Source organism: Cypionkella sp., assembly GCF_030652235.1.
Taxonomy (GTDB): domain Bacteria; phylum Pseudomonadota; class Alphaproteobacteria; order Rhodobacterales; family Rhodobacteraceae; genus Cypionkella.
On sequence record NZ_JAUSBA010000045.1, the window covers coordinates 121,445 to 142,439 of the forward strand.

Below are 20,995 nucleotides of genomic sequence, written 5' to 3' on the forward strand. Positions count from 1 at the left end.
TTGATAGCAGACCACTTATCGAAAAACGCGTTCGAGCGGATGCGAGAGGCAGTGGTTTTCGATTCAATCTAAACCTGACACGCTTAGCCTTGATGCCAGCGCAACGACAGTTCCACCGCCTGCGGCGTCGGTGTCCAAATTCCAAACGGCACCCCCGCCGCGCGCAGAGTTTCGCCCAGCCAAGCATTGCAGGGATGCAGGAGGTTAAAATCACCCTCGGCGGCAAAAAACGCGTCGTGATCGTTGAAATGTGCGTCCAAAGCCAGCGGAGCCCCGGTCTGATCGCGCTGAAAATTCGCCTCCAGACTGCCCAGCAGCGCCTGATATTGCGCGTCCGACAGGGTGAAATAGCTGATCCCCTCCACCCCGCTGACATCCCCCGCCACATCCAGATGCAGCACGGCTTTATCGCCGGTTACGGCCGTCCAAACCGCCCCCGGTTTCATATCCGCGTAGCTGCCAGCACTGGTGTAAAACGCCTCTGATCCCCAACCGACCAGCAACCACTCGGCTTGCGGCGCGTTCACGGGCACCCCCGCAGCTTCAGCAAAGCCAAAACGTGCGCGCAGTTCCGGCGACATTGGCAGCAGGAAATCATAATGGATCGGCGCGCGCGCAAGCCCGATCAGCACATCGGTGCCGGGGGCCAGATCCGCATGTTTGCCGGGGATCACAGCACCGACAAATCCAGCCGCGAAATAGACCAGCGGCAGGCAGATGATCGCCGTGATCGCCCGCAAAAACCACCGGGCGCGCAATCGCTTAGACCTTAGTGATCATCATGCGCATGGGCGCGGTCGATCTCAAAGCGTTTGTCGCAATAGCCACATTCGACAAAGCCGGTAGCTTCCGGGATGGTCAGCCAAACCCGCGGATGGCCCAAAGCCGCCTCACCGCCATCGCAAGCGATTTTCCAATGGGTGACAATCTGGGTTTCCGGGGCGTTGATCGACATGGATGCGTCCTTGGCTTGGGTTGCGGGTATTGTAACCGCTATCGCCTTACGGGCAAGAGGCGCTGCGGCTGAAAGCGCCGAAGCGCGCCGCGCGGGAGTATTTTTGCCAAGATGAAACTGCGCGGGTTTCACATTGGCCTAAATATTCCCCGCCAAAGGCTTCAACAGCGCGCCGCGCGCGCGTTAACAAAGCATGAAGATCAGGATTTTTGCCACAATTTAATCCATAGAAAACAATGGTCCCGAGTTGGGACCGCTCACGAAACCCGCTTCGGCACCTCTCCGCCAAGTGAACGCGAGGGGGGTGCAGGCGCGCCTCTGATGCCCTATATATATGGCATGAAACCGCTTCGCACCCTCCTCGCCCCGCTCGCCCTGATCCTGTCGGTCGCCCCTGCTTGGGCCGATAAGATCCCGTTGAACGATCTTTCCGCCTATCTGAACAGCCTGACCTCGGCGGAAACCCCGTTCACCCAAGTCAACGCCGACGGCTCGATCGCCACCGGAAAGCTGATCATCAAACGCCCCGGCCGGGTCCGTTTTGAATACGCCCCGCCAGATAAATCCTTGGTGCTGGCCTCCAGCGGCAACGTTGCGATCTTCGATGCGAAGTCCAACCAAGCGCCCGAGCAGTACCCCCTGAAGCGCACGCCGCTGAACCTGATCCTCGCCGCCAACGTCAATCTCGGAAGCGCCAAAACCGTGGTCGCCCATACCGAAGATAAGAACGCCACCCAAGTCACCGCCCAAGATCCGCAGCATCCCGAATACGGCCAGATCGCGCTGGTGTTCACCGCCAACCCGATCACCCTGCGGCAATGGGTGATCACCGATGATCTTGGCCAGCAAACCACGGTGATTTTGGGTGATCTAAAGACTGGCGGCAATTACAGCGCCAGCCTGTTCAACATCACCGACGAGATCGAGCGCCGGGGCCGCTAACGGCGGCAATAGCTTAGCTGTTCCTGATACATCGTCGCCCGCCGCCCAATCGCGGCGGCGACATCGACCAACCAAGGCTTCTCCAGATAGGATTGCTTGGCATACCCCGTCCGCCCCTCATGGTAAGCCAGATACTGCGCCTCAGCATCGTTGAGTGATATGCCCAACCTCTCGCTGCTTTGGCTCATGTACCAGCCCATGAAATCCGTGGCATCGTTGATGCGGTCGCGCTTGGCGCCACGGCGGCGCTGTTCGCTTTGGTATTCTTCCCAAGTGCCATCCAGCGCCTGACTGTAACCATAGGCCGAAGATTGCCGCCCCATCGGGATCACCCCCAGCGCAAACTGGTGTGGGGTACGCGCATTGCCGATAAACTTCGATTCCTGATATATCGCCGCCATCTGCACATGCACCGGCACGCCCCATTTCCGCTCTGTCGCCCGCATGGCGCTGAAATAAGCGGGGCGCTGCTGCACAATCGCGCAGGCGTCATCCATATTTTTCGGCGCCGATGAGTTTCCACCCCCGCAAGATGCAAGGGCCAGCAACAGGATCGACGCACGGAGAGTTCTGCTCATTTGCCCCTCGCGTTCTTATTTTGTAGCAAAGATACGAGAAAATCACTGCAGATGAAATGGGCATGTCTGCGTTTTCACATGACAATCCCGTGCGAAACCCGGTTTCGGCGGATTTTCGGATCGGCAAGACACTGCCAGACTAGGCCGCAGCCCAATACAGACTGTTTCCCTCGCAGCGCGCCTGTGGAATAGACACTGCCTGCGCAACCGATTACTAACCCTTATGGGGGCACATATGCTATGCTGAAGACTGCGGCCAAATATCACATCGGTCAGGTGCTTCGTCATCGAAAGCACCCGTTTCGTGGTGTGGTCTTCGATGTGGACGCGATATTTTCCAACACCGAGGAATGGTATTACGCCATTCCGGAAGACGCCCGCCCGTCGCGCAATCAGCCCTTTTATCACCTGCTGGCTGAAAACGACCAAAGCTACTATGTCGCCTATGTCTCCGAGCAGAATTTGGTGCCGGATGAGACGGGTGAGCCGATTACCCACCCCGATCTGCCCGATCTGTTCGGCGATTTTGAGAATGGTCGCTATCCGCTGCAATTCCAGTTGAATTAATTGCTCTATTGTCGACCCTGCTTACGGATCAGTAACCTCTTGAGCCTAACCTGACCCCAGTTTTCCAACAAAGGGGCCAAGCAGATGGAGCTTGTGGCAGAACACCGTGGCGAAATGATTGTGGTCAGCGCTTTGGGCGACCGTATCGACGCTGCAGGCGCGATCCAATTCAAAGACCGGATGCGCGAACTCACTCAAACGCCGTCACAGCGGGTGGTCTTGGATATGTCGCGGGTGGCATTTCTGGACAGCAGCGGTCTGGGCGCGGTGGTGGCGGTGATGAAGGCTTTGGGGCCCGATCGAAAACTGGAACTTTCGGGCCTGACCGCGACGGTGCAAAAGGTGTTCCGGCTGACCCGGATGGACAGTATTTTCACCATCCATGACCACCTGCCCGACGGTTTGCGGCAGGCGGGGTAGACCGATGGATGCCGAAGCGGTCGACTTCTCCTCGAGCACCCGACTGACGATTCCGGGGCGTCAAACCGCCGTGCGCGATGGTTTGCGCGCGTTGCTGGACACGCTTTTGTTGCGCAGCCTGCCCGAAGACGGTCGCGGCACCGCCGAAATCGTGCTGGCAGAGGCGTTGAACAACATCGTTGAACATGCCTATGCCCATCATGACGGCGAAATTGAAATCTCGCTGCAACTGCGGCGGAACGAACTGCTGTGCATGATATCGGACACCGGCGCGCCGATGCCCGGCGGCCAGTTGCCCGCAGGAGTGCTCGCCCCGCTGGGGGATTTTGCCGATCTGCCCGAAGGCGGTTTTGGTTGGCATTTGATTCGCAGCCTGTCGAAAGACCTTAGCTATCGTCGGGAAGGCGGGCGCAACCTGCTCAGCTTCCGGTTGGACACGCTACAATCGCCCGCTTGAGGCGCGATTGCTCTAACTTCGTCAGAATTGCCCCCCTTTGCCAAAATTTCCCCCCAATACAACCGCCGATAATGCCGATATCGGACCTGTAGCTGTATAGAACTTCCTTCGGCCTTGCGGATATTGCCCCAACCCAGTTCGTGGCGTCGAGGTTCATCTCTTTTTTGGAAGTCCCACAAAAACTGCTTAAATGTATGACCACGGTCTTTGATAGTGCAATCTTTTCCTTGAAATGGAAGATGGCGCGGTCGAACGGATGAACCGAGCGATCAAGAAAGCGACGCTCAAACGCTTCCACTAAGACGGCCATGATCAATTGCCAAATCACCTCGCCAGCCTTAGCAGCGCCTACCGCTTCAGGCGAAGGTTGAAGACCCCCACAGATCTTACACCCTACGAGTTCATCTGCAAACAATGGACAATCGACCCCGAAAGGTTCACCGTAAACTCCATCCATCAAATGCCGGGACTGAACACCTGGGCTTGCCGCCAACGGGAGAGTTTTTCTATGCGCGATTTTCAGGCTCCAGGCCGCTCGGCGATCTATGCCAGCAATGGCATCTGCGCCACCTCGCATCCCTTGGCCGCCAAAGTTGCGGTTGAGGTGCTAGAGGCGGGCGGCAATGCGGTGGACGCCGCCATCGCAGGCGCGGTTTTGCTGGGGATCTGCGAACCGCAAATGACGGGAATGGGTGGCGATTGCTTTGCCCTGATCAAACCTGCGGGCGAAGAACGAATTGTCGCGCTGAACGGCTCTGGTCGCGCGCCCAAGGCTTATTCGGCGCAAGCGATGCGCGACCGTGGTCTTAATGCCGTGCCGCTGCGCGGCGTCGATCCGGTCACAGTGCCCGGCGCGATGGACGCGTTTTGCCGGCTGTCCACCGATTGGGGCAAATTGGGCCTCGACCGCGTACTGGCACCGGCGATTCGTTACGCCGATGAGGGTGTTCAGGTTGCCCCCCGCGTGGCCTTCGACTGGGCGGCAGATGGCCCGGACCTGACAGGCGACGCCCGCAAGTTTTACCTGTTGGATGGTCGGGTGCCAAAAATCGGTCAAGTTTTCCGCGCCCCCGGCCAAGCCGAAGTGCTGCGCCGCGTTGCCCGCGAAGGCCGCGCCGGATTTTACGAAGGCGAGGTTGCCGCAGATATGGTCGCCTCGCTGCAGGCCATGGGCGGGCTGCACACGCTGGACGATTTTGCAGCCACCGCTTGCACTTACACCGACCCCATCGCGGGCGAGTATAAGGGTATCGAACTGGTCGAGCATCCGCCAAACGGTCAGGGTGCCACCGCCATCCTGATGCTGAACATCCTCAAGCATTTCGATCTGGCGGCGATGGAGCCGTTCGGCACCCAGCGCGCGCATATCGAGGCCGAGGCCGCCAAGCTCGCCTATGACGCCCGCAACCGCTTCATTGCCGAGGCCGCGCCCCGGCTGGATCATATGCTGTCGCCTGAAACCGCCGCCAAGCTGGCGGTGCTGATCGACCCCAAGCGCGCGATGGCAAGCGCAGCACCCCTGACCGAAGCTGTGCACAAAGACACGATTTACATCACTGTGGTGGACCGCGACCGCATGGCCGTTTCGCTCATCTATTCGATTTTCTGGGGATTTGGCGCGGGCATTGCCTCGCAAAAGTTCGGTATCAACTTTCAGAATCGTGGCGCGGGCTTCAGCCTTGAAGCGGGTCATCCGAATGAGGCTGGTGGCGGCAAACGCCCAATGCACACGATCATTCCCGGCATGTTGCGCAAAAATGGCAAGGTGATCATGCCCTTCGGTGTGATGGGCGGCGCTTATCAGCCCTGCGGCCATGCCCGCTTTGTCACCAACATGGTCGATTACGGCCTAGAAACCCAAGCCACCATTGACGCGCCGCGCTGTTTTTCGGGGGCGGAGGGGATGCAGGTGGAAAGCGGTTATTCGGCCCAAGTCCGCGCCGAACTGGCGCAGTTGGGGCATAATGTGTCGCTGTCACCCGAGCCGATCGGTGGCGCGCAAAGCATCTTGATCGACGAGTCTGGCATCCTGATCGGGGCGTCTGATGCGCGCAAAGACGGCTGCGCTTTGGGATATTGATATGCAAACAGTTACCGAAACCATCCGCGCCTTAACGCATGGCGAAACCGACACTGTGGCCCTGATGGCAACGGTGGCGTGTGAGCTGCATCACGCCCACCCCTTCGCAGACTGGACCGGATTTTACCGTGTCACTGAACCTAACCTGCTGAAAATAGGCCCCTATCAAGGTGGCCACGGTTGTCTTGTGATCCCGTTTTCGCGCGGCGTCTGTGGGGCCTGCGCGCGCACAGGTCAGGTACAGAACGTGCCGGATGTCGATGCTTTTCCCGACCACATCGCCTGTGCCACCTCGACCAAATCCGAACTGGTGCTGCCGGTCTGGAACGGCGCCGGCAAGCTGCTCGGCGTGTTGGACCTCGACAGCAACACCCCCGCCGCCTTCACACAGGCCGATGAAGATTGGCTGGTGCCGCTGTTGGCCGAAATCTTTAAGGACGCCCAATGAAGGGCGGTTGTCTCTGCGGGCAGGTGCGGTTTGAGGCCGACGCGCCCTTACGCGACGTGTTTGCCTGCCACTGTTCGCAATGCCGCAAAACCTCGGGGCATTTCTGGGCCGCCACTTCGGTTCCGCTTGATCGCTTCCGGCTGACGGAAAGCGCGGGCCTGCGTTGGTTCCAATCCTCGGCACAAGCCCGACGCGGGTTTTGCGGCACCTGCGGCTCCAGCCTGTTTTGGGACCCTGTCGGTGAAGCCCGCATCAGCATCGCCGCGGGCGCGCTGGAGGGTGCGACTGGGCTGCAAATCACCCAAGAGCTGTGCGTCGAAGACAAAGGTGATTATTACGATATTTCAATGCCTTAACTAGGATTTTTTATGTGGGATATCATCAACGGCATCGGCCTGCATAATCTGCTCGCTTTCATCGGCGGCGGCTTGGTTGTGAACCTGACTCCGGGACAAGATGTGTTCTTTGCCACCGCATCGGGCATCCAAGGTGGCCCGCGCGCTGGGGTTATGGCGGGGCTTGGCGTCGGCTTGGGTGCCTTGTGGCATGTGGTGCTTTCGGCGCTTGGCCTCTCGGCGCTGATTGCCGCCAACCCCGGAGCGCTGTCGGCGATCAAATACGCAGGTGCCGCCTATCTGCTTTATATCGCTTGGAAATCTTGGCGCGACACTGGCGAAATCACCCCCGGTAAAGGCCAACGCACAGGCTGGGCGGCGTTTCGCAAGGGGGCGCTCACCAACATGTTGAACCCCAAACCTATCTTGTTCATGCTGGCCTTCCTGCCGCAATTCGTGAACCCCGGCCTTGGCCCGGTCTGGCCGCAAATCCTGCTGCTTGGTACGATCTTCGGGCTGACCGGCACCCTGATCACCGTTGGCTATGGCTATTTGGCAGGGCGCGCGGGCCATGCTATTGGCGCGCACATGGGGCGATTGAACAAGCTCGCAGCGATACTTTTCGCGGGTCTGGCGGCCCGGTTGATCACGGAGTGAATGATGCAGATTACCCTTCTCGACGGCGGCATGGGCCAAGAACTGGTCGCGCGCTCGGGCGATGAACCCACCCCGCTCTGGGCCACCCGAGTGATGATCGACCATCCCGGCTTGGTGAAGGCCATTCATGATGATTACTTTGCGGCGGGCGCTTCTGTCGCCACCACAAACACCTACAACATCCTGCATGATCGGCTTGAAGGCGTCGGCCTCGACGCTTTGTATCACGCGCTGCACCTGCGCGCTTTGATGGAGGCCCATGAGGCGAAAGCCCAAGCCGGACGCGGGATGATCGCCGGTTCGATGGGGCCTTTGGGCGAATCCTATCGCCCCGATCTAACGCCGCCCGTCGCCGTCTCCGCCCCACTGTACGCCGAAAAAGCCCGCATCCTCGCCCCGCATGTCGACGTGATCCTGCTGGAAACCATGTCATCGCTGGACCTTGCGCGCGGCGCGCTGCAAGGCGCGCAGGCGGCGGGCCTGCCGGTCTGGCTTTCGGTCTCGGTGCATGATCGTGATGGCAGCCGCCTGCGCTCGGGCGAACCCATCACTGGCCTGCGCGATCTGATCGCCGAACACCCGACCGCCGCCGTGCTGGCAAATTGCTCGATGCCCGAGGCGATGCTGGCTGCACTGCGCGAACTGTCTACCATGGGCCTGCCCTTCGGGGCCTATGCCAATGGCTTCAGCGAAATCTCTAGCCTGCCGCTGCCCGGTGCCGTCGCTGCCCCCGATTACACCCACCGCCATGACCTGTCGCCCGAGAAATACACCGCCTTTGTGCTGGAATGGATCGCCCTTGGGGCCACCATCGTCGGCGGTTGCTGCGAGGTTGGCCCCGCCCATATCCGCCACCTTGCCGACAGCCTGAAAGCAGCAGGCCATAGCATCGTATGATCCCGGATTTTATCTACAATCCACCCGAAGTGCCGCTGGATATCTTATATCAGGATGCGCAAATCATCGTGGTGAACAAGCCTGCGGGTCTGCTGTCGGTGCCGGGCAAGCTGGAAGGGCGTGAAGATTGCCTCACATCCCGCCTGCAAGCGGCGCATTGGGATACGTTGTTGGTGCATCGTCTGGATTGTGACACCTCTGGCGTGATGATTTTTGCCCGCACCAAACAAGCACAGGGCTTTCTGGGACAGGAATTTGAAAAGCGGCGCGCCAAGAAAACGTATATCGCAGAGGTTTACGGTCAGTTAACGCCCGATCACGGACATATTGACCTGCCTCTCTGCGCCGATTGGCCAAACCGTCCGCGCCAGATGGTCGATCACACCCACGGTCGTCCGGCGCAGACCGATTGGCAGGTGATCTCGCGCGACCCCGACGCCACCCGCGTCCGCCTGTTCCCGCTGACCGGGCGCAGCCATCAGTTGCGCGTGCATATGCTGGCGCAGGGCTGCCCGATCTTGGGCGATCCGATCTATGCCACGGGAAAGGCGCGCGATTTTCCGCGCCTGATGCTGCATGCCGAAAGCCTGTCGCTGCACCATCCCGAGACCAAAGACTGGATCACCTTCAGCGCCCCGCTTCCCTTTTAATGTGACAAGACTCTGTGACATTCCGGCGTTAACCTGACTGCAATTTATTTGGCACTATATGGCGGTCAAAGGGCTGCCCAAAGGATCACAATGCAATTTCTGCGCTATCCGTTCGAGCCTCGCTATTCTGCGATTACGCTGTCAGTCGTGCTTGCTGTGATTTTTGCCGCCCTCAGCCAGCGCTGGCTGGCCTATGCCGATGTACTGGAACTGCTGGCCGTGGTGATGCTGGGGCTGCTGGCGTTGGGGGTTTATGACCTACTGCAAACCCGCCACGCCATCCTGCGCAACTACCCGATTGTGGCGCATATGCGCTTCATTTTAGAAGATATTCGCCCCGAACTGCGGCAATATTTCTTTGAGGGCGATAAAGACGGCGCGCCCTTTCCGCGCGACAAACGCGCCATTGTCTATCAGCGCGCCAAGCGCGAGTTGGACAAGCGACCGTTCGGCACGATGTATGACGTGTATCAGGAACAATACGAATGGCTGCATCACTCCATTGCCCCCAAACCTGCCGCCGCGATTGAGGCGATGCGGGTTGATATCGGCATCGGCCCGCGCGCCTATTCGGCGTCGCTTTTGAACATTTCCGCGATGAGCTACGGCGCGCTCTCAGCCAATGCGATCCGGTCTCTGAACAAAGGCGCGCAGGCTGGCGGCTTTTTTCATGACACGGGCGAGGGCGGGGTTTCGCCCTACCACCGCGAATTTGGCGGCGATCTGGTGTGGGAATTGGGTTCTGGCTATTTCGGCGCGCGCAATCTGGCGGGCGGCTTTGATGCCACGCTGTTTGCCGAGGCTGCGGCCGATCCACAGATCAAAATGGTAGAATTGAAGCTGTCGCAGGGGGCCAAACCCGGCCATGGCGGCGTGTTGCCCGCGGCGAAAGTCAGCGCAGAAATCTCAAAGATTCGCGGCGTGCCGATGGGGCAGGATTGCGTCTCGCCCGCCAGCCATTCCGAATTTTCCACCCCCGCAGGCCTGTTAGAGTTTGTCGCCCGGATGCGGGAATTGTCAGGCGGCAAGCCTGCCGGATTCAAGCTGTGCATCGGCCATCCGTGGGAGTTTATGGCGATCTGCAAGGCGATGCTGGAAACGGGCATCACCCCGGATTTCATCGTGATTGACGGCAAAGAAGGTGGCACCGGCGCCGCCCCGCTCGAATTCATGGATCATGTCGGCATGCCATTGCGCGATGGATTGTCCTTTGCGCACAACGTGTTGATCGGCGTCGGCCTGCGCGACAAAATCAAGATCGGCGCTTCTGGCAAGATCACCTCGGCCTTTGATATGGCCAAGGTGATGGCTTTGGGGGCCGATTGGTGCAACGCCGCGCGCGGCTTTATGTTTGCGGTCGGCTGTATTCAGGCGCAGTCTTGCCATACCGGGCTGTGCCCCACCGGCGTCACCTCGCAAGACCCCGCCCGCCAACGCGCCATCGTGGTCCCCGACAAGGCCGAAAGGGTGGCCAATTTTCACCGCAACACGCTGCATGCTTTGGCCGAACTGGTCGCTGCCGCAGGGCTTTCGCATCCACAAGATCTGCGCCCGCATCACTTCCAACGCCGCGCTTCGTCCGACAAAGTAATCTCGTTTGCCGAACAATATGAGCAGCTTAAACCCGGTCAACTGCTGGCTGACCCCGCATCCTCGCCGCATTTCCGCGATGCTTGGGCGCTGTCTTCGGCCAGCAGTTTTGCGCGGGTGGGTTAAAGATCAAGCGCCAGCTTGCGGCCTTCATAAAACGCATAGGCTGCCAACCGAGGGGCCACGCAGTCGCCGATGCGCAGCACTTTCTTGCCAGAAAACCCCTCGGGGAACGGATCAAACGCCCGGTTGGTGGTTGCCATCACCAGACCCGAGGCGGCAATAATCTGCTCCTCGCCCGTCAACAAATTAACCAATGTCGCGCCATTGCCATGCCAGCGCGCGATGCACGCTTCGGTTTTGAACACCACCCCCAGCTTTGCCAACCTGCGCCGCGCCGCGCCATCTGCCGCCGTCCGGGCAATTTCTTTACCGACAAACGCTTCTGGCGTCACGATCGTCACCGATTTTCCAGCCTCGGCCAAAGCCCAAGCCGTGCCAACGCCGCGCCAGTTTGACCCTTCATCATAGACAATCACCGCATCGCCCAACCGCGCCTGGCGCCGCATCACATCCTCGGGCGACCACACGCCGCCCAGTTCCAGCCCTGGCAGGCTTTCCAGATGCGGCAACCAGCGCTGAAAGGCTTTTTCGTCTGGCAGAGAGCCCGTCGCCAGCACCACCACATCCGCCTGATGATCTGCTATTGCATCAGCGTCGAGATAGGTATTCAGCCGCAGCGTCACAGCCAGTTTTTCAAACTGCCGTTCATACCAATCCATCAACTCCAATATCTGCGCCCGGCGTGGTTGCATACCGGCCAGCCGGAACTGCCCACCAATCACCGGCAAAGCCTCGGCGATTTCCACACGGTAACCACGTTCCGCCGCAGCCCGCGCAGCCTCTAGCCCAGCCGGACCGGCCCCCACCACCAGCACCGATTTCGGCACGACAGCCGCCTGAAACCGATCCCCGCCCCATTCAAACTCACGCCCCACCGAAGGGTTAACCAAGCAGGAAATCCAATAATCCCGGCTGCGCCGGCCCCAGCACATCTGATTGCACGAGATACAACCACGAATATCCTCGGCCCGACCGTCCGTCGCTTTGCGCGCCAAATGTGGATCGGCAATCTGCCCGCGCACGATAGAAACCAGATCAGCTTCGCCCGCAGCGATGATCGCCTCGCCGTTTTCCGGCGTACGCACCCCAGCCTCTGAGGTGATTTTGGCATGCTTCACCAGCGCTTTTAGCTGTGCTGTCAGTGGCGTCGTCAGCTTTTCACCATGGGTGAACGGCGGAATGATCGCGTCAAATTCCAGATAGCTGCCGGCGCCGACGGTGACATAGTCCAGATGCCCCGTCGCATCATGCAAGGCGATAATTTCACACATATTCTCGGCCGATAGCGTCGCGGAATAGGCGGTGGAATAGCTAACGGCCATGCCAACGATGAAATCTTCGCCACAGGCCCGGCGGATATTTTCGATCAAAACACGCGAAAATCGCGTCCGGTTCTCTAGCGAGCCGCCCCATTTGTCATCGCGCTGGTTCGACCACGGCGTCCAAAACTGATCCAAAAGCGAATGATAGGCTGCCCAAACCTCGACTCCCTGAAAGCCAGATTTCTGCGCCCGTACCGCCGCCGCCAGATGCGCCGCCAGCAGTTCTTCAATCTCGGCTTCGGTCATCTTATGCGAGCCGTCGCTGTCGTGATACGACGGCCCGCCCGAGGGCGACCAATGCGGCGCAAAGCTGAGGTCGGAATCGCCGTGCGCGCCGACATGGTAAAGCTGTTGGCAAATTACCGCACCCGCATCTTTCACCTTTTCGGTAATGCTCTGAAAAGGCTTGATAATATCGTCTGATCCATGCAGCATGTTGCCACGCGTCAGCACCCCGGTGCGATGTACAGGAACAGGCTCGGTCACGATCATGCCTGCACCCCCTAAAGCACGTTCAAGAAAATAGCCTTCCATCCGCGCACCCGGCAGGCCTTGATCCGCCATATTGTTGGTATGGGCACCGAAGACGATCCGATTGCGCAGGGTCTGGCCCCGCATGTGCAACGGCGAAAGCAAGCGGGGATGCGAGGTCATGTTGGCTCCTGCAGTGGCTGCCTATAGCAGAACCCGAATCGACATATGTGTCAAGTTTTGCAGTAGCCCCAGAAATGCAAAACGCCGCCCCGTGAAGGGCGGCGCTTTTGGCGATCTTTAGCGCCTAAGCCAGTTCAGGATCCCAGCCCGAGATCGCCTTGACCTCAAGGAACTCCTCAAGCCCCCAATGGCCGCCCTCACGCGCCCGACCCGACGATTTCACGCCACCAAAAGGCGATCCTGCCCCGCGCGAATTGCCGTTCATCTCAACCATGCCAGACCGCAGCTGCCGCGAAAGCCGATTGCGCCGCGCGCCGTCACTCGATTGCACATAATTGGCTAAGCCATAGGGCGTATCATTTGCAATCCGCACGGCGTCTTCTTCGGTATCGAAAGGAATTATCGACAGCACCGGGCCAAAGATTTCTTCGCGCTCAATCGTCATGCCCGGCACAACATCAGCGAACACCGTCGGCTTCACGTAGAAGCCCCGGTTGAAACCGTCTGGCAGACCCGGACCACCGGCCACCAGCCGTGCCCCCTCGTCGATGCCCTTCTGGATAAAGCCCTGAATCTGCTCCCACTGGCGTTTGTTCACCACCGGGCCGATGTGCTTGCCCGCATCATGCGCCGAGCCAACCTTAATGGAATCCGCGACTTGTGCGGCGATCTCAACCGCGCGGTCATAAATAGGGCGTTCCACCAGCATCCGGCTGGGCGCATTACAGCTTTGCCCGGAATTGTTCATCATATGCCGGACGCCACGCTCCACCGCTTTGTCATCGGCATCTGCGAAAATCAGATTGGCACCTTTGCCGCCCAATTCCAGCGTCACGCGCTTCAACGTCTGCGCTGCGGCCGCTGAAATCGCCCGGCCTGCGCGGGTCGACCCCGTGAAGGAAATCATCTCAACATCCGGGTGCGCCGACAGCACGGCGCCCACCCCCGGGCCATCGCCATTCACCAAGTTGAACACGCCAGCGGGCACACCCGCGTCATGACAAAACTCGGCGAACAGCAGCGCATCCAATGGGCTTTCTTCCGACGGCTTCAACACGCATGTGCAGCCCGCCAAAATCGCCGGGATCACCTTCAGCGCGATCTGGTTCATCGGCCAGTTCCACGGTGTGATCAGCCCCACCACGCCAATCGGTTCCAGTGCAATCCGGTCATTCGGCGCGTGCGGGCCCAGCGGGCGCACCCATTCCAGCGCATCAAACGCCGTCAGAAAGTTGGTCGCGTGCCACGGCAGGCAGGGCGCCTGAGATCTACGCGCCATATCAATCGGCGCACCCATCTCAATCGCGATGGCATGCGCAAGTTCTTCCAGACGCAGCTCGTATTGCTGCAAAATCTTCACCACAACCTCACGCCGCACCGCAGGCGGGGTCGCAGCCCAAGCCGGGAACGCTGCCTTCGCCGCCGCTACCGCCGCGTTGGTATCAGCCTCGGACCCAAGTGAAATAATCGCGCAGGCTTCCTCGGTTGAGGGGTCAATCACCTCGCAATCGCGCGGGGTGACCGGGGCGACCCATGTGCCGTTGATGTAGAAATCGCGCTTGATGATCATGCCAGGCTCCTAAGATTTGATCATAATATGGCAGTGGAAACCCATCCGTACAAGTGTGTGCCCGACAGAAAATGTCGCGAAACACCCCCCGTAAATCAAGGCAGCTTTCCTAGCATCGCAGAACAGACAGAATTTCCTTCCCTTCTGACGGCAAAGTCACGCGACATGGTGAAATTCCGTTCCAAATCGCTTACATAAACCGCATCAGACAGCCGCAGGAGAACTCATGTCTATCCGCATCAACGACCTAGCCCCCGATTTCACCGCTGAATCCACCGCTGGCACCATCCATTTTCATGATTGGCTGGCAGGCGGCTATGCGATCATCTTCAGCCATCCGCGCGATTTCACGCCCGTTTGCACCACGGAATTTGGTGCGGTCGCCCAACTTGCGCCCGAATGGGCCAAGCGCAACACCAAGGTGATCGGCGTTTCGGTCGACTCAGTCGCCGATCATGGCAAATGGAAACGCGATATTGAGGCGTTTGGGGGTGCCCCCGCCGATTTTCCGATCATCGACGACACCAACCTGACCGTCGCCAAAGCCTTCGACATGCTGCCCGCCGATTACTACCTGCCAGCCGAGGGCCGCACCCCCGCCAACACCGCCACAGTGCGCACGGTTTACATCATCGGCCCGGATAAGAAGGTTCGCCTGTCGATGACCTATCCGATGTCGGTGGGCCGCAACTTCGCCGAGATTCTACGCGCGTTGGATGCCGTACAAGCCACCGACGGCGTCCCGATTGCCACCCCAGCCAACTGGCAACCCGGCCAAGATGTGATCGTGGCACTGAGCCTGAACAACGAGCAAGCCACCGAGAAATTCGGCGCGCTGGATATCAAACTGCCGTATCTGCGGTTTGCGAAACAGCCGAAGTAACCAACGGATCCATTGCGTCCCATCGTGCGATTTCTGCAAGCATGACCGGATTGCACTCTGGTCCGACTGACTGAATAAAATAGGGGCGGTGCTGTGCAAAGCGCCGCTCTTTCGATTTTTTGAGAAACGGGAAATTCAGCGGCAGCCACACCGAAGGGTGGAGCAGCAGAATGAATTTGCGGAATTTTGGCGAGTTGATATAGGCCTCGACCTCAACACGCCAGCCGGGCTGACCATGCCGGGCAACCAGCGGGCCAATCACCTCGCCACGCTTTTGTTCCAGTTTCGCCTCTAACTGAAGCACCGCGATCAAATCAGCATCGCCGAGTTGACGCAACGCCTTCTCAACATCCGGGAAATCCCAGCGCGCGCCAATCTTGTGGCCAGCAGAGCGGAAAACAGCTGTCATTTTGCGTTCACAGCGCCGAATGGTCCACTCCCGATCACTTTGCAGGTTCAGATGCTGCCAGTAGCGCTTGAACAGCGCCGTCTCAACCAGTTTGCCGCTGAACCCAAAGGCATAGGATTGCACATAGCGGTCACTCACATGACGTTTTCGTTGTGACATGATCGCGCCGTAAAGATCGCAATCGCTGGCAAGAAGTTGCGCCAGAAAATCCTCACCGGGCAACGTCGGAAACCAGACAGAATCGTTCAGCAGCAGCAGACGGGTCACGGGCCCCGGATTATCCAGCAACCACAGGACACCGTCACGATAGCCGCCAAAATCATAGCCGAAATTCGGACGTTCGATCATGGCGAAACAATACGGGGCAAGCGCTTGGCGATCCGCTTCCGCAAGCGGCGTGTTCGACACGATCAGCGTAGAAAACCCTTTTGCGGCAAGATGCTGGCAGGTTTCAAAGGTAGAAGCCAGCAGGGCGTCTTTCTGATGCAACAGATACAAAGCCAGTTGCGCACCACGCGGCTGCAAACCCGGTGTAAAACGGCTGTTCTGGGCTTTGCTGCGATCATGCAGGTAGCGCTGGATCGGCGCAGCAATGGCATAGAACGGAAACTTCAGGTGCCGCGCGCTGCGCGCCAACTCGCGCTTGATCACCCATTTTTGCACCATAGTCAGCTCCGCTTCCCGTACCAATCCGTGTGCAGACGTATCGCAAAGGCGCTGGCAGTCCAAGCGCACAGCGCGCGCATCGCTGATGCAAAACGGCGCCAGAAAGCTCTGGCGCCGTTTCATCTGTCACAAAAACTTACGCCTCGGCAGCTTCTTCTTTGCCTTCAGCGATTTCCAGACCAGTTTCCTGATCGACCATCTTCATGCCCAAACGCACCTTGCCGCGATCGTCGAAGCCCAACAGCTTGACCTTCACTTCTTGGCCTTCTTTCAGGATTTCGTTCGGGTGGTTCAGGCGCTTGTTGGCGATCTGGCTGACATGCACCAGACCGTCACGCTTGCCGAAGAAGTTCACGAAAGCACCGAAATCGACCAGTTTTACCACTTTGCCGGTGTAAACTTGGCCTTCTTCCGGCTCTGCCACGATCGACCAGATCATGTCATAGGCCTTCTTGATCGACGCCGCATCCGACGAGGCAATCTTGATCACGCCGTCGTCGTTGATATCAACCTTGGCACCCGAAAGCTCGACGATCTCACGGATCACTTTGCCGCCCGAGCCAATCACTTCGCGGATTTTGTCGGTCGGGATTTGCAGCGTTTCGATTTTCGGAGCGTATTCCGAGAAACCTTGCGGAGCCGACAGTGCCTTGTTCATCTCACCAAGGATGTGCAAACGCCCGTCTTTGGCCTGCGCCAAAGCCTGCGCCATGATTTCCGGCGTAATGCCAGCCACCTTGATATCCATCTGCATCGTGGTGATGCCGTTGGCGGTGCCTGCAACCTTGAAGTCCATGTCGCCCAAGTGATCTTCATCACCCAAGATATCGGTCAGAATAGCAAAGCGGCCATCGTCTTCCAGAATCAGACCCATCGCGACGCCAGCCACTGGCGATTTCAGCGGAACGCCCGCGTCCATCATCGACAAGCTGCCACCGCAAACCGAAGCCATCGAGGACGAGCCGTTCGATTCGGTGATCTCGGACACCAAACGGATGGTGTAAGGGAAGTCGGTCGATGCTGGCAGAACCGCCTGCAACGCGCGCCATGCCAGTTTACCATGGCCAATCTCACGACGACCCGGGCTGCCCACACGACCAACTTCGCCGACCGAATAGGGAGGGAAGTTATAGTGCAGCAGGAAGTTCGAACGCGAATTGCCGTGCAAAGCGTCGATGATCTGCTCGTCTTCGCCAGTGCCAAGCGTGGTCACAACCAGACCTTGAGTCTCGCCACGGGTGAACAAAGCCGAACCATGGGTGCGCGGCAAAATCCCGGTTTCCGACACGATCGGACGCACGGTTTTGTTGTCACGCCCGTCAATCCGCGCGCCACCGTTGATGATGTCGCCGCGCAGGATCGAAGCTTCCAGCTTTTTGATTGCCGAACCTAGGTTCGCATCGGCCTTGTCCTCGTCAGACAACACGCCTTTGATCGCCGCAACCGCCGCCGAAATTGCCCCCGTGCGTTCTTGCTTATCGCGAATAGCGAAAGCCGCGCGCATCTGCACTTCGCCAGCCGCTTTCACGCGACCATAAAGCTCGGAATAATCCGGCGCATGGAAGTCGAACGGCTCTTTGGCGCAATCTTCGGCAAAATCGATGATCAGGTCGATCACCGGCTGCATCGCCGCATGGCCGAACTTTACAGCGCCCAGCATTTCTTCTTCGGTCAGCTCATAGGCTTCCGATTCCACCATCATCACGGCATCTTTGGTGCCAGCAATCACCAGATCCAACCGCTGATCCGGGTTGTTGCGCAGCTGATGCATGTCATCCACGCTTGGGTTCAGCTTGTATTCACCACCCGAGAAACCAACCCGCGCGGCGCCAATCGGCCCCATGAACGGCACACCAGAAATCGTCAGCGCCGCCGAAACCGCGATCATTGCAACGATATCCGGGTCATTCTCAAGGTCATGGCTCAGCACGGTCGCCATCACCAGAACTTCGTTTTTGAAGCCTTCGACAAACAGCGGACGGCACGGACGGTCGATCAGACGCGAGGTCAGCGTCTCTTTCTCGCTCGGACGGGCTTCGCGTTTGAAAAAACCGCCCGGAATTTTCCCAGCGGCGTAGTATTTCTCTTGATAATGCACGGTCAGCGGGAAGAAATCCTGCCCCGGTTTCGGCGCGCGCGCATAGGTCACGTTGGCCATGACACTGGTTTCGCCCAGAGTGGCGATCACCGAGCCGTCAGCCTGACGGGCAACCTTGCCCGATTCCAGCGTCAGCGTTTCTTCGCCCCACTGGATTGATTTTTTAGTCACGTTGAACATCTATCGTTCCCTGTATGAGAGCACCCACGACCCCTGTCGTGTCTCCCGTTTGCTAAAGCGGCCCCATTGCCGCCGCCCCCTATCCTGATGCATGCGGCCGGGGGCAGGCCTCATATCGCAGATTGCGCGCGTTTACAGGAAAAGCGGGGGTTTGGGAAGGGGGAGGGTTGACTACTGGGCCCGAGGTTGCGGCACCGAAACCCCATTGGGATAGGCGGCGCCTCGACTGCACGACCCAGTGTAGTGTGTTGTGTGCGTCGTGAGGATTGTCAGGCGGTAGGCATCATAAGTATTGTCGTAAACCTGCATCCGAGCCGATCCATCCGTCGCAATTCTAATGGTCTTGTAAGTCGGGAGGTCAAAAACTTCGACTCCACCGCGAACGGTGCGATCAAAGCAGGCCATCCCGTCGGTAAAAGTTGGCTCGCAATACAGGATATTCGGCGCTCCATCTCCATCAGAAATATACTGGCGCAACGGTTCAGCCTTTTGACCCTTTACCACAGGGTCGAAAAGACAGTCATAGATCACGCCCTCTTGAAACTCCGGCGACGAGAGATGCGCTTTGATTTCCGATTCAGAAGAATGAGGAAAGCCCATTTGAGACTGCGACCCAACACAAGCGCACAGAACACCGAGGGCAGCGACACAGAAAAATCGTTCGACTGAGATGTACACTGATTACCCATGCCCAAGACCACTAAGGCTACAAGATGTTCAATCAGCCAAGCTGTCAACTAATCCCCAAACGCAAAACGCCCGCAGCTTGCACCACGGGCGTTCCAACAAAACCTAAGCGAAAAGCTTAGCGACGCAGGCCGAGGCGTGCGATCAGCGAAGCGTAACGGGGCTCATCTTTGCCCTTCAGATAGTCCAACAGCTTACGACGCTGAGCAACCTGCATCAGCAGGCCGCGGCGCGAGTGGTTGTCTTTCTTGTGGGTTTTGAAGTGCTCGGTCAGCGTAGCGATACGCGACGACAGAATGGCAACCTGAACTTCCGGCGAGCCGGTGTCATGTTCTTTGGTGGCATATTCTTTGATAAGGCGGGCTTTTTCTTCGACGGTGATCGACATCGAAATCTCCTGTTAAGAGGGTTGCGGCACAAGCCGGGATGTCGTCCAGCAGGGCCAATGACACCGCCATCGCTGACGGATGCACGCATATAGGGGGATTCTGCGGCAAAGAGAAGCCGATTCGTCGACTACAGCCAGCTGCGCGCGCCCTGCACCTTTTCTTTACCAAGGACAGATTATCCAGACCGTCGCCCACAAAACCCTTTTGAACCACACGGGATTCTGTGATAGCGTTTCGACTGAAATATCCCATATAACCAGAAGGTTAACGGGAAATATGGTTAACGAAAGGTTAACACCACCCGTTCCCGCCGGAGGTTATCATCATGCTTGGTTTGCTCGGTCTGCTCGGAGCGGTGTTCGCTGGCGTCATGGTCGATTCGTTCACCGCACCGGATGACAGCCCGGAGGGAACCGATGATCACCCCGATGAAGCCCAAGACGACAGTGGCGATGAAAGCAACATCTTCCAGATGTTGTCTTCCCGCGATACCAACGCTGCGGCTTCTGATAATACCCCCATTGAAGGCGATGATCCCGAGCAAGACGGCGTGATCCCCTCCAATGACGGGATCGTCGCCCCCCCCGAAGACCTCTGGCTCACCGGTGATGACCTCGCCAATATGCTAAGTGGCGATGCGGGCGATGATCTGATCAGTGGCCAAGGTGGCGATGATGCGCTGGCCGGCAATGCTGGCAATGATCACCTCGATAGCGGCGATGGCGCTGATGCCCTGAACGGTGGCGCGGGCGAAGATAGCCTGTCAGGCGGTGCAGGCGCTGATCTGCTGCATGGCGAGGCGGGTAATGACAGCCTCGACGGCGGCACCGATGCCGACACCCTGCAAGGCTGCGAGGGCGACGATAACCTCGTCGGCGGCGATGGCAACGACAGCCTGACGGGCGGCGAGGGCGAAGACACCCTCCACGGCGATACAGGCGACGATCACTTGGACGGCGGCTATGGCAACGACCTTCTGGAAGCCGGGGTGGGCAGCGACACGCTCGACGGCGGGGCGGGCAATGACACGATCTGGGGCCAGACCGAAGACCCATCCGACCACACACAGGATTTCATCAACGGACAGTCGGGCGATGACACTCTGATGCTGGGCGCGGGCGATTACGGCAATGGTGGAGAAGGCGCGGATAGCTTCCACCTGCTCGACATTTGCGCGGATGACCCGCCGATGCAAATCACCGACTTCAACCCACAAGAAGATTCGCTGCTGGTAATGTATGACGCCGCCTTGCACCCCGACCCACAACTGACGATGGAAACCTCCGCCTCCGGCACCACCTTGCTGCTCGACGGCGTACCACTCGCCAATCTGCAATCCATCGCCGGGCTTGATCTGGGTAGCATCACGCTGCAGGCGGCTTAAAAAAATTGGCGCTTTCAGTTGCCAAGCACCAGAAAGCGCACTCCGCTAAGGCCA

Annotated in this window: 23 protein-coding genes and 1 pseudogene; 14 read left to right on the forward strand and 10 right to left on the reverse strand. The window is 58.8% G+C overall.

Annotated elements, in window-relative coordinates:
* Positions 1–83 precede the first annotated feature (83 nt).
* Together Q7V03_RS16025 and Q7V03_RS16030 are read right to left on the reverse strand one after the other, a co-directional pair.
* Positions 84–758 carry a TIGR02117 family protein gene (locus Q7V03_RS16025; protein WP_304926598.1) on the reverse strand — a complete coding sequence of 225 codons (675 nt, stop codon included), beginning with the start codon at positions 756–758 and terminating at the stop codon, positions 84–86.
* 11 nt (positions 759–769) lie between these two features.
* On the reverse strand, positions 770–955 hold the full coding sequence (locus Q7V03_RS16030) for a zinc-finger domain-containing protein (protein ID WP_304926599.1): 186 nt from the start codon (positions 953–955) through the stop codon (positions 770–772).
* A 321-nt stretch (positions 956–1,276) separates the two neighbouring features.
* Here Q7V03_RS16030 and Q7V03_RS16035 point away from each other — a divergent pair, with 321 nt between their 5' ends.
* Entirely contained in the window at positions 1,277–1,897 is a 621-nt protein-coding gene (locus Q7V03_RS16035; protein WP_370651145.1) for an outer membrane lipoprotein carrier protein LolA, read from the forward strand.
* Here the strand turns inward: Q7V03_RS16035 and Q7V03_RS16040 are convergent.
* Positions 1,894–2,475 (reverse strand): lytic transglycosylase, encoded by a 582-nt coding sequence (locus Q7V03_RS16040; RefSeq protein ID WP_304926600.1) that lies wholly within the window; start codon positions 2,473–2,475, stop codon positions 1,894–1,896. The genes Q7V03_RS16035 and Q7V03_RS16040 overlap by 4 nt on opposite strands.
* Positions 2,476–2,715: 240 nt before the next feature.
* Here Q7V03_RS16040 and hspQ point away from each other — a divergent pair, with 240 nt between their 5' ends.
* The 3 genes from hspQ to Q7V03_RS16055 all read left to right on the forward strand — a co-directional run bounded on the left by hspQ (position 2,716) and on the right by Q7V03_RS16055 (position 3,919).
* Positions 2,716–3,042 (forward strand): heat shock protein HspQ, encoded by a 327-nt coding sequence (hspQ, locus tag Q7V03_RS16045; protein ID WP_304926601.1) that lies wholly within the window; start codon positions 2,716–2,718, stop codon positions 3,040–3,042.
* A gap of 84 nt (positions 3,043–3,126) precedes the next feature.
* Entirely contained in the window at positions 3,127–3,462 is a 336-nt protein-coding gene (locus Q7V03_RS16050; protein ID WP_304926602.1) for an STAS domain-containing protein, read from the forward strand.
* A 4-nt stretch (positions 3,463–3,466) separates the two neighbouring features.
* Positions 3,467–3,919 (forward strand): ATP-binding protein, encoded by a 453-nt coding sequence (locus tag Q7V03_RS16055; protein ID WP_304926603.1) that lies wholly within the window; start codon positions 3,467–3,469, stop codon positions 3,917–3,919.
* Here the strand turns inward: Q7V03_RS16055 and Q7V03_RS16060 are convergent.
* Complete coding sequence (locus Q7V03_RS16060; RefSeq protein WP_304926676.1) at positions 3,882–4,229, reverse strand: hypothetical protein; 348 nt, start codon at positions 4,227–4,229, stop codon at positions 3,882–3,884. The genes Q7V03_RS16055 and Q7V03_RS16060 overlap by 38 nt on opposite strands.
* Between Q7V03_RS16060 and Q7V03_RS16065 the strand changes: the two are divergent.
* The 8 genes and pseudogenes from Q7V03_RS16065 to Q7V03_RS16100 form a co-directional block, all read left to right on the forward strand.
* A pseudogene (locus Q7V03_RS16065) lies at positions 4,158–4,397 on the forward strand (IS481 family transposase); the annotation flags it as partial. The gene Q7V03_RS16060 and the pseudogene Q7V03_RS16065 overlap by 72 nt on opposite strands.
* A 30-nt stretch (positions 4,398–4,427) precedes the next feature.
* Positions 4,428–5,999 carry a gamma-glutamyltransferase family protein gene (locus Q7V03_RS16070; protein ID WP_304926671.1) on the forward strand — a complete coding sequence of 524 codons (1,572 nt, stop codon included), beginning with the start codon at positions 4,428–4,430 and terminating at the stop codon, positions 5,997–5,999.
* A 1-nt stretch (position 6,000) separates the two neighbouring features.
* Positions 6,001–6,447, forward strand: a complete 447-nt coding sequence (locus tag Q7V03_RS16075; RefSeq protein WP_370651146.1) for a GAF domain-containing protein — start codon at positions 6,001–6,003, stop codon at positions 6,445–6,447.
* Positions 6,444–6,803 (forward strand): GFA family protein, encoded by a 360-nt coding sequence (locus Q7V03_RS16080; protein WP_304926604.1) that lies wholly within the window; start codon positions 6,444–6,446, stop codon positions 6,801–6,803. Before Q7V03_RS16075 ends, Q7V03_RS16080 begins: the two co-directional genes overlap by 4 nt.
* A gap of 12 nt (positions 6,804–6,815) precedes the next feature.
* Positions 6,816–7,439 carry a LysE family translocator gene (locus Q7V03_RS16085; RefSeq protein WP_304926605.1) on the forward strand — a complete coding sequence of 208 codons (624 nt, stop codon included), beginning with the start codon at positions 6,816–6,818 and terminating at the stop codon, positions 7,437–7,439.
* Between the two features lie 3 nt (positions 7,440–7,442).
* On the forward strand, positions 7,443–8,336 hold the full coding sequence (locus Q7V03_RS16090; RefSeq protein WP_370651147.1) for a homocysteine S-methyltransferase family protein: 894 nt from the start codon (positions 7,443–7,445) through the stop codon (positions 8,334–8,336).
* A complete protein-coding gene (locus tag Q7V03_RS16095; protein ID WP_304926607.1) occupies positions 8,333–8,986 on the forward strand; it encodes an RluA family pseudouridine synthase in 654 nt (217 codons plus the stop codon). Before Q7V03_RS16090 ends, Q7V03_RS16095 begins: the two co-directional genes overlap by 4 nt.
* A gap of 90 nt (positions 8,987–9,076) precedes the next feature.
* Positions 9,077–10,702: an FMN-binding glutamate synthase family protein gene (locus tag Q7V03_RS16100; RefSeq protein WP_304926608.1), complete on the forward strand. Its 1,626-nt coding sequence runs from the start codon at positions 9,077–9,079 to the stop codon at positions 10,700–10,702.
* Here the strand turns inward: Q7V03_RS16100 and Q7V03_RS16105 are convergent.
* Both Q7V03_RS16105 and Q7V03_RS16110 read right to left on the reverse strand, forming a co-directional pair.
* Entirely contained in the window at positions 10,699–12,675 is a 1,977-nt protein-coding gene (locus Q7V03_RS16105; protein ID WP_304926609.1) for an FAD-dependent oxidoreductase, read from the reverse strand. The genes Q7V03_RS16100 and Q7V03_RS16105 overlap by 4 nt on opposite strands.
* Positions 12,676–12,799: 124 nt before the next feature.
* Positions 12,800–14,245, reverse strand: coding sequence for an aldehyde dehydrogenase family protein (locus Q7V03_RS16110; RefSeq protein WP_304926610.1), 1,446 nt, complete (start codon positions 14,243–14,245; stop codon positions 12,800–12,802).
* Positions 14,246–14,471: 226 nt separating this feature from the next.
* On the opposite strand from Q7V03_RS16110, the gene Q7V03_RS16115 reads away from it, so the two are divergent.
* Positions 14,472–15,128, forward strand: coding sequence for a peroxiredoxin (locus tag Q7V03_RS16115; RefSeq protein WP_304926611.1), 657 nt, complete (start codon positions 14,472–14,474; stop codon positions 15,126–15,128).
* Here the strand turns inward: Q7V03_RS16115 and Q7V03_RS16120 are convergent.
* The 4 genes from Q7V03_RS16120 to rpsO all read right to left on the reverse strand — a co-directional run bounded on the left by Q7V03_RS16120 (position 15,088) and on the right by rpsO (position 19,556).
* Positions 15,088–16,203 carry a rhamnan synthesis F family protein gene (locus tag Q7V03_RS16120; RefSeq protein WP_304926612.1) on the reverse strand — a complete coding sequence of 372 codons (1,116 nt, stop codon included), beginning with the start codon at positions 16,201–16,203 and terminating at the stop codon, positions 15,088–15,090. The genes Q7V03_RS16115 and Q7V03_RS16120 overlap by 41 nt on opposite strands.
* A 136-nt stretch (positions 16,204–16,339) precedes the next feature.
* Positions 16,340–18,481, reverse strand: coding sequence for a polyribonucleotide nucleotidyltransferase (pnp, locus tag Q7V03_RS16125; RefSeq protein WP_304926613.1), 2,142 nt, complete (start codon positions 18,479–18,481; stop codon positions 16,340–16,342).
* A 171-nt stretch (positions 18,482–18,652) separates the two neighbouring features.
* Complete coding sequence (locus Q7V03_RS16130) at positions 18,653–19,081, reverse strand: hypothetical protein (protein ID WP_304926614.1); 429 nt, start codon at positions 19,079–19,081, stop codon at positions 18,653–18,655.
* A 205-nt stretch (positions 19,082–19,286) separates the two neighbouring features.
* Entirely contained in the window at positions 19,287–19,556 is a 270-nt protein-coding gene (gene rpsO, locus Q7V03_RS16135; RefSeq protein WP_304926615.1) for a 30S ribosomal protein S15, read from the reverse strand.
* Between the two features lie 326 nt (positions 19,557–19,882).
* On the opposite strand from rpsO, the gene Q7V03_RS16140 reads away from it, so the two are divergent.
* A complete protein-coding gene (locus Q7V03_RS16140) occupies positions 19,883–20,941 on the forward strand; it encodes a calcium-binding protein (protein ID WP_304926616.1) in 1,059 nt (352 codons plus the stop codon).
* The last annotated feature ends 54 nt before the right edge of the window (positions 20,942–20,995 follow it).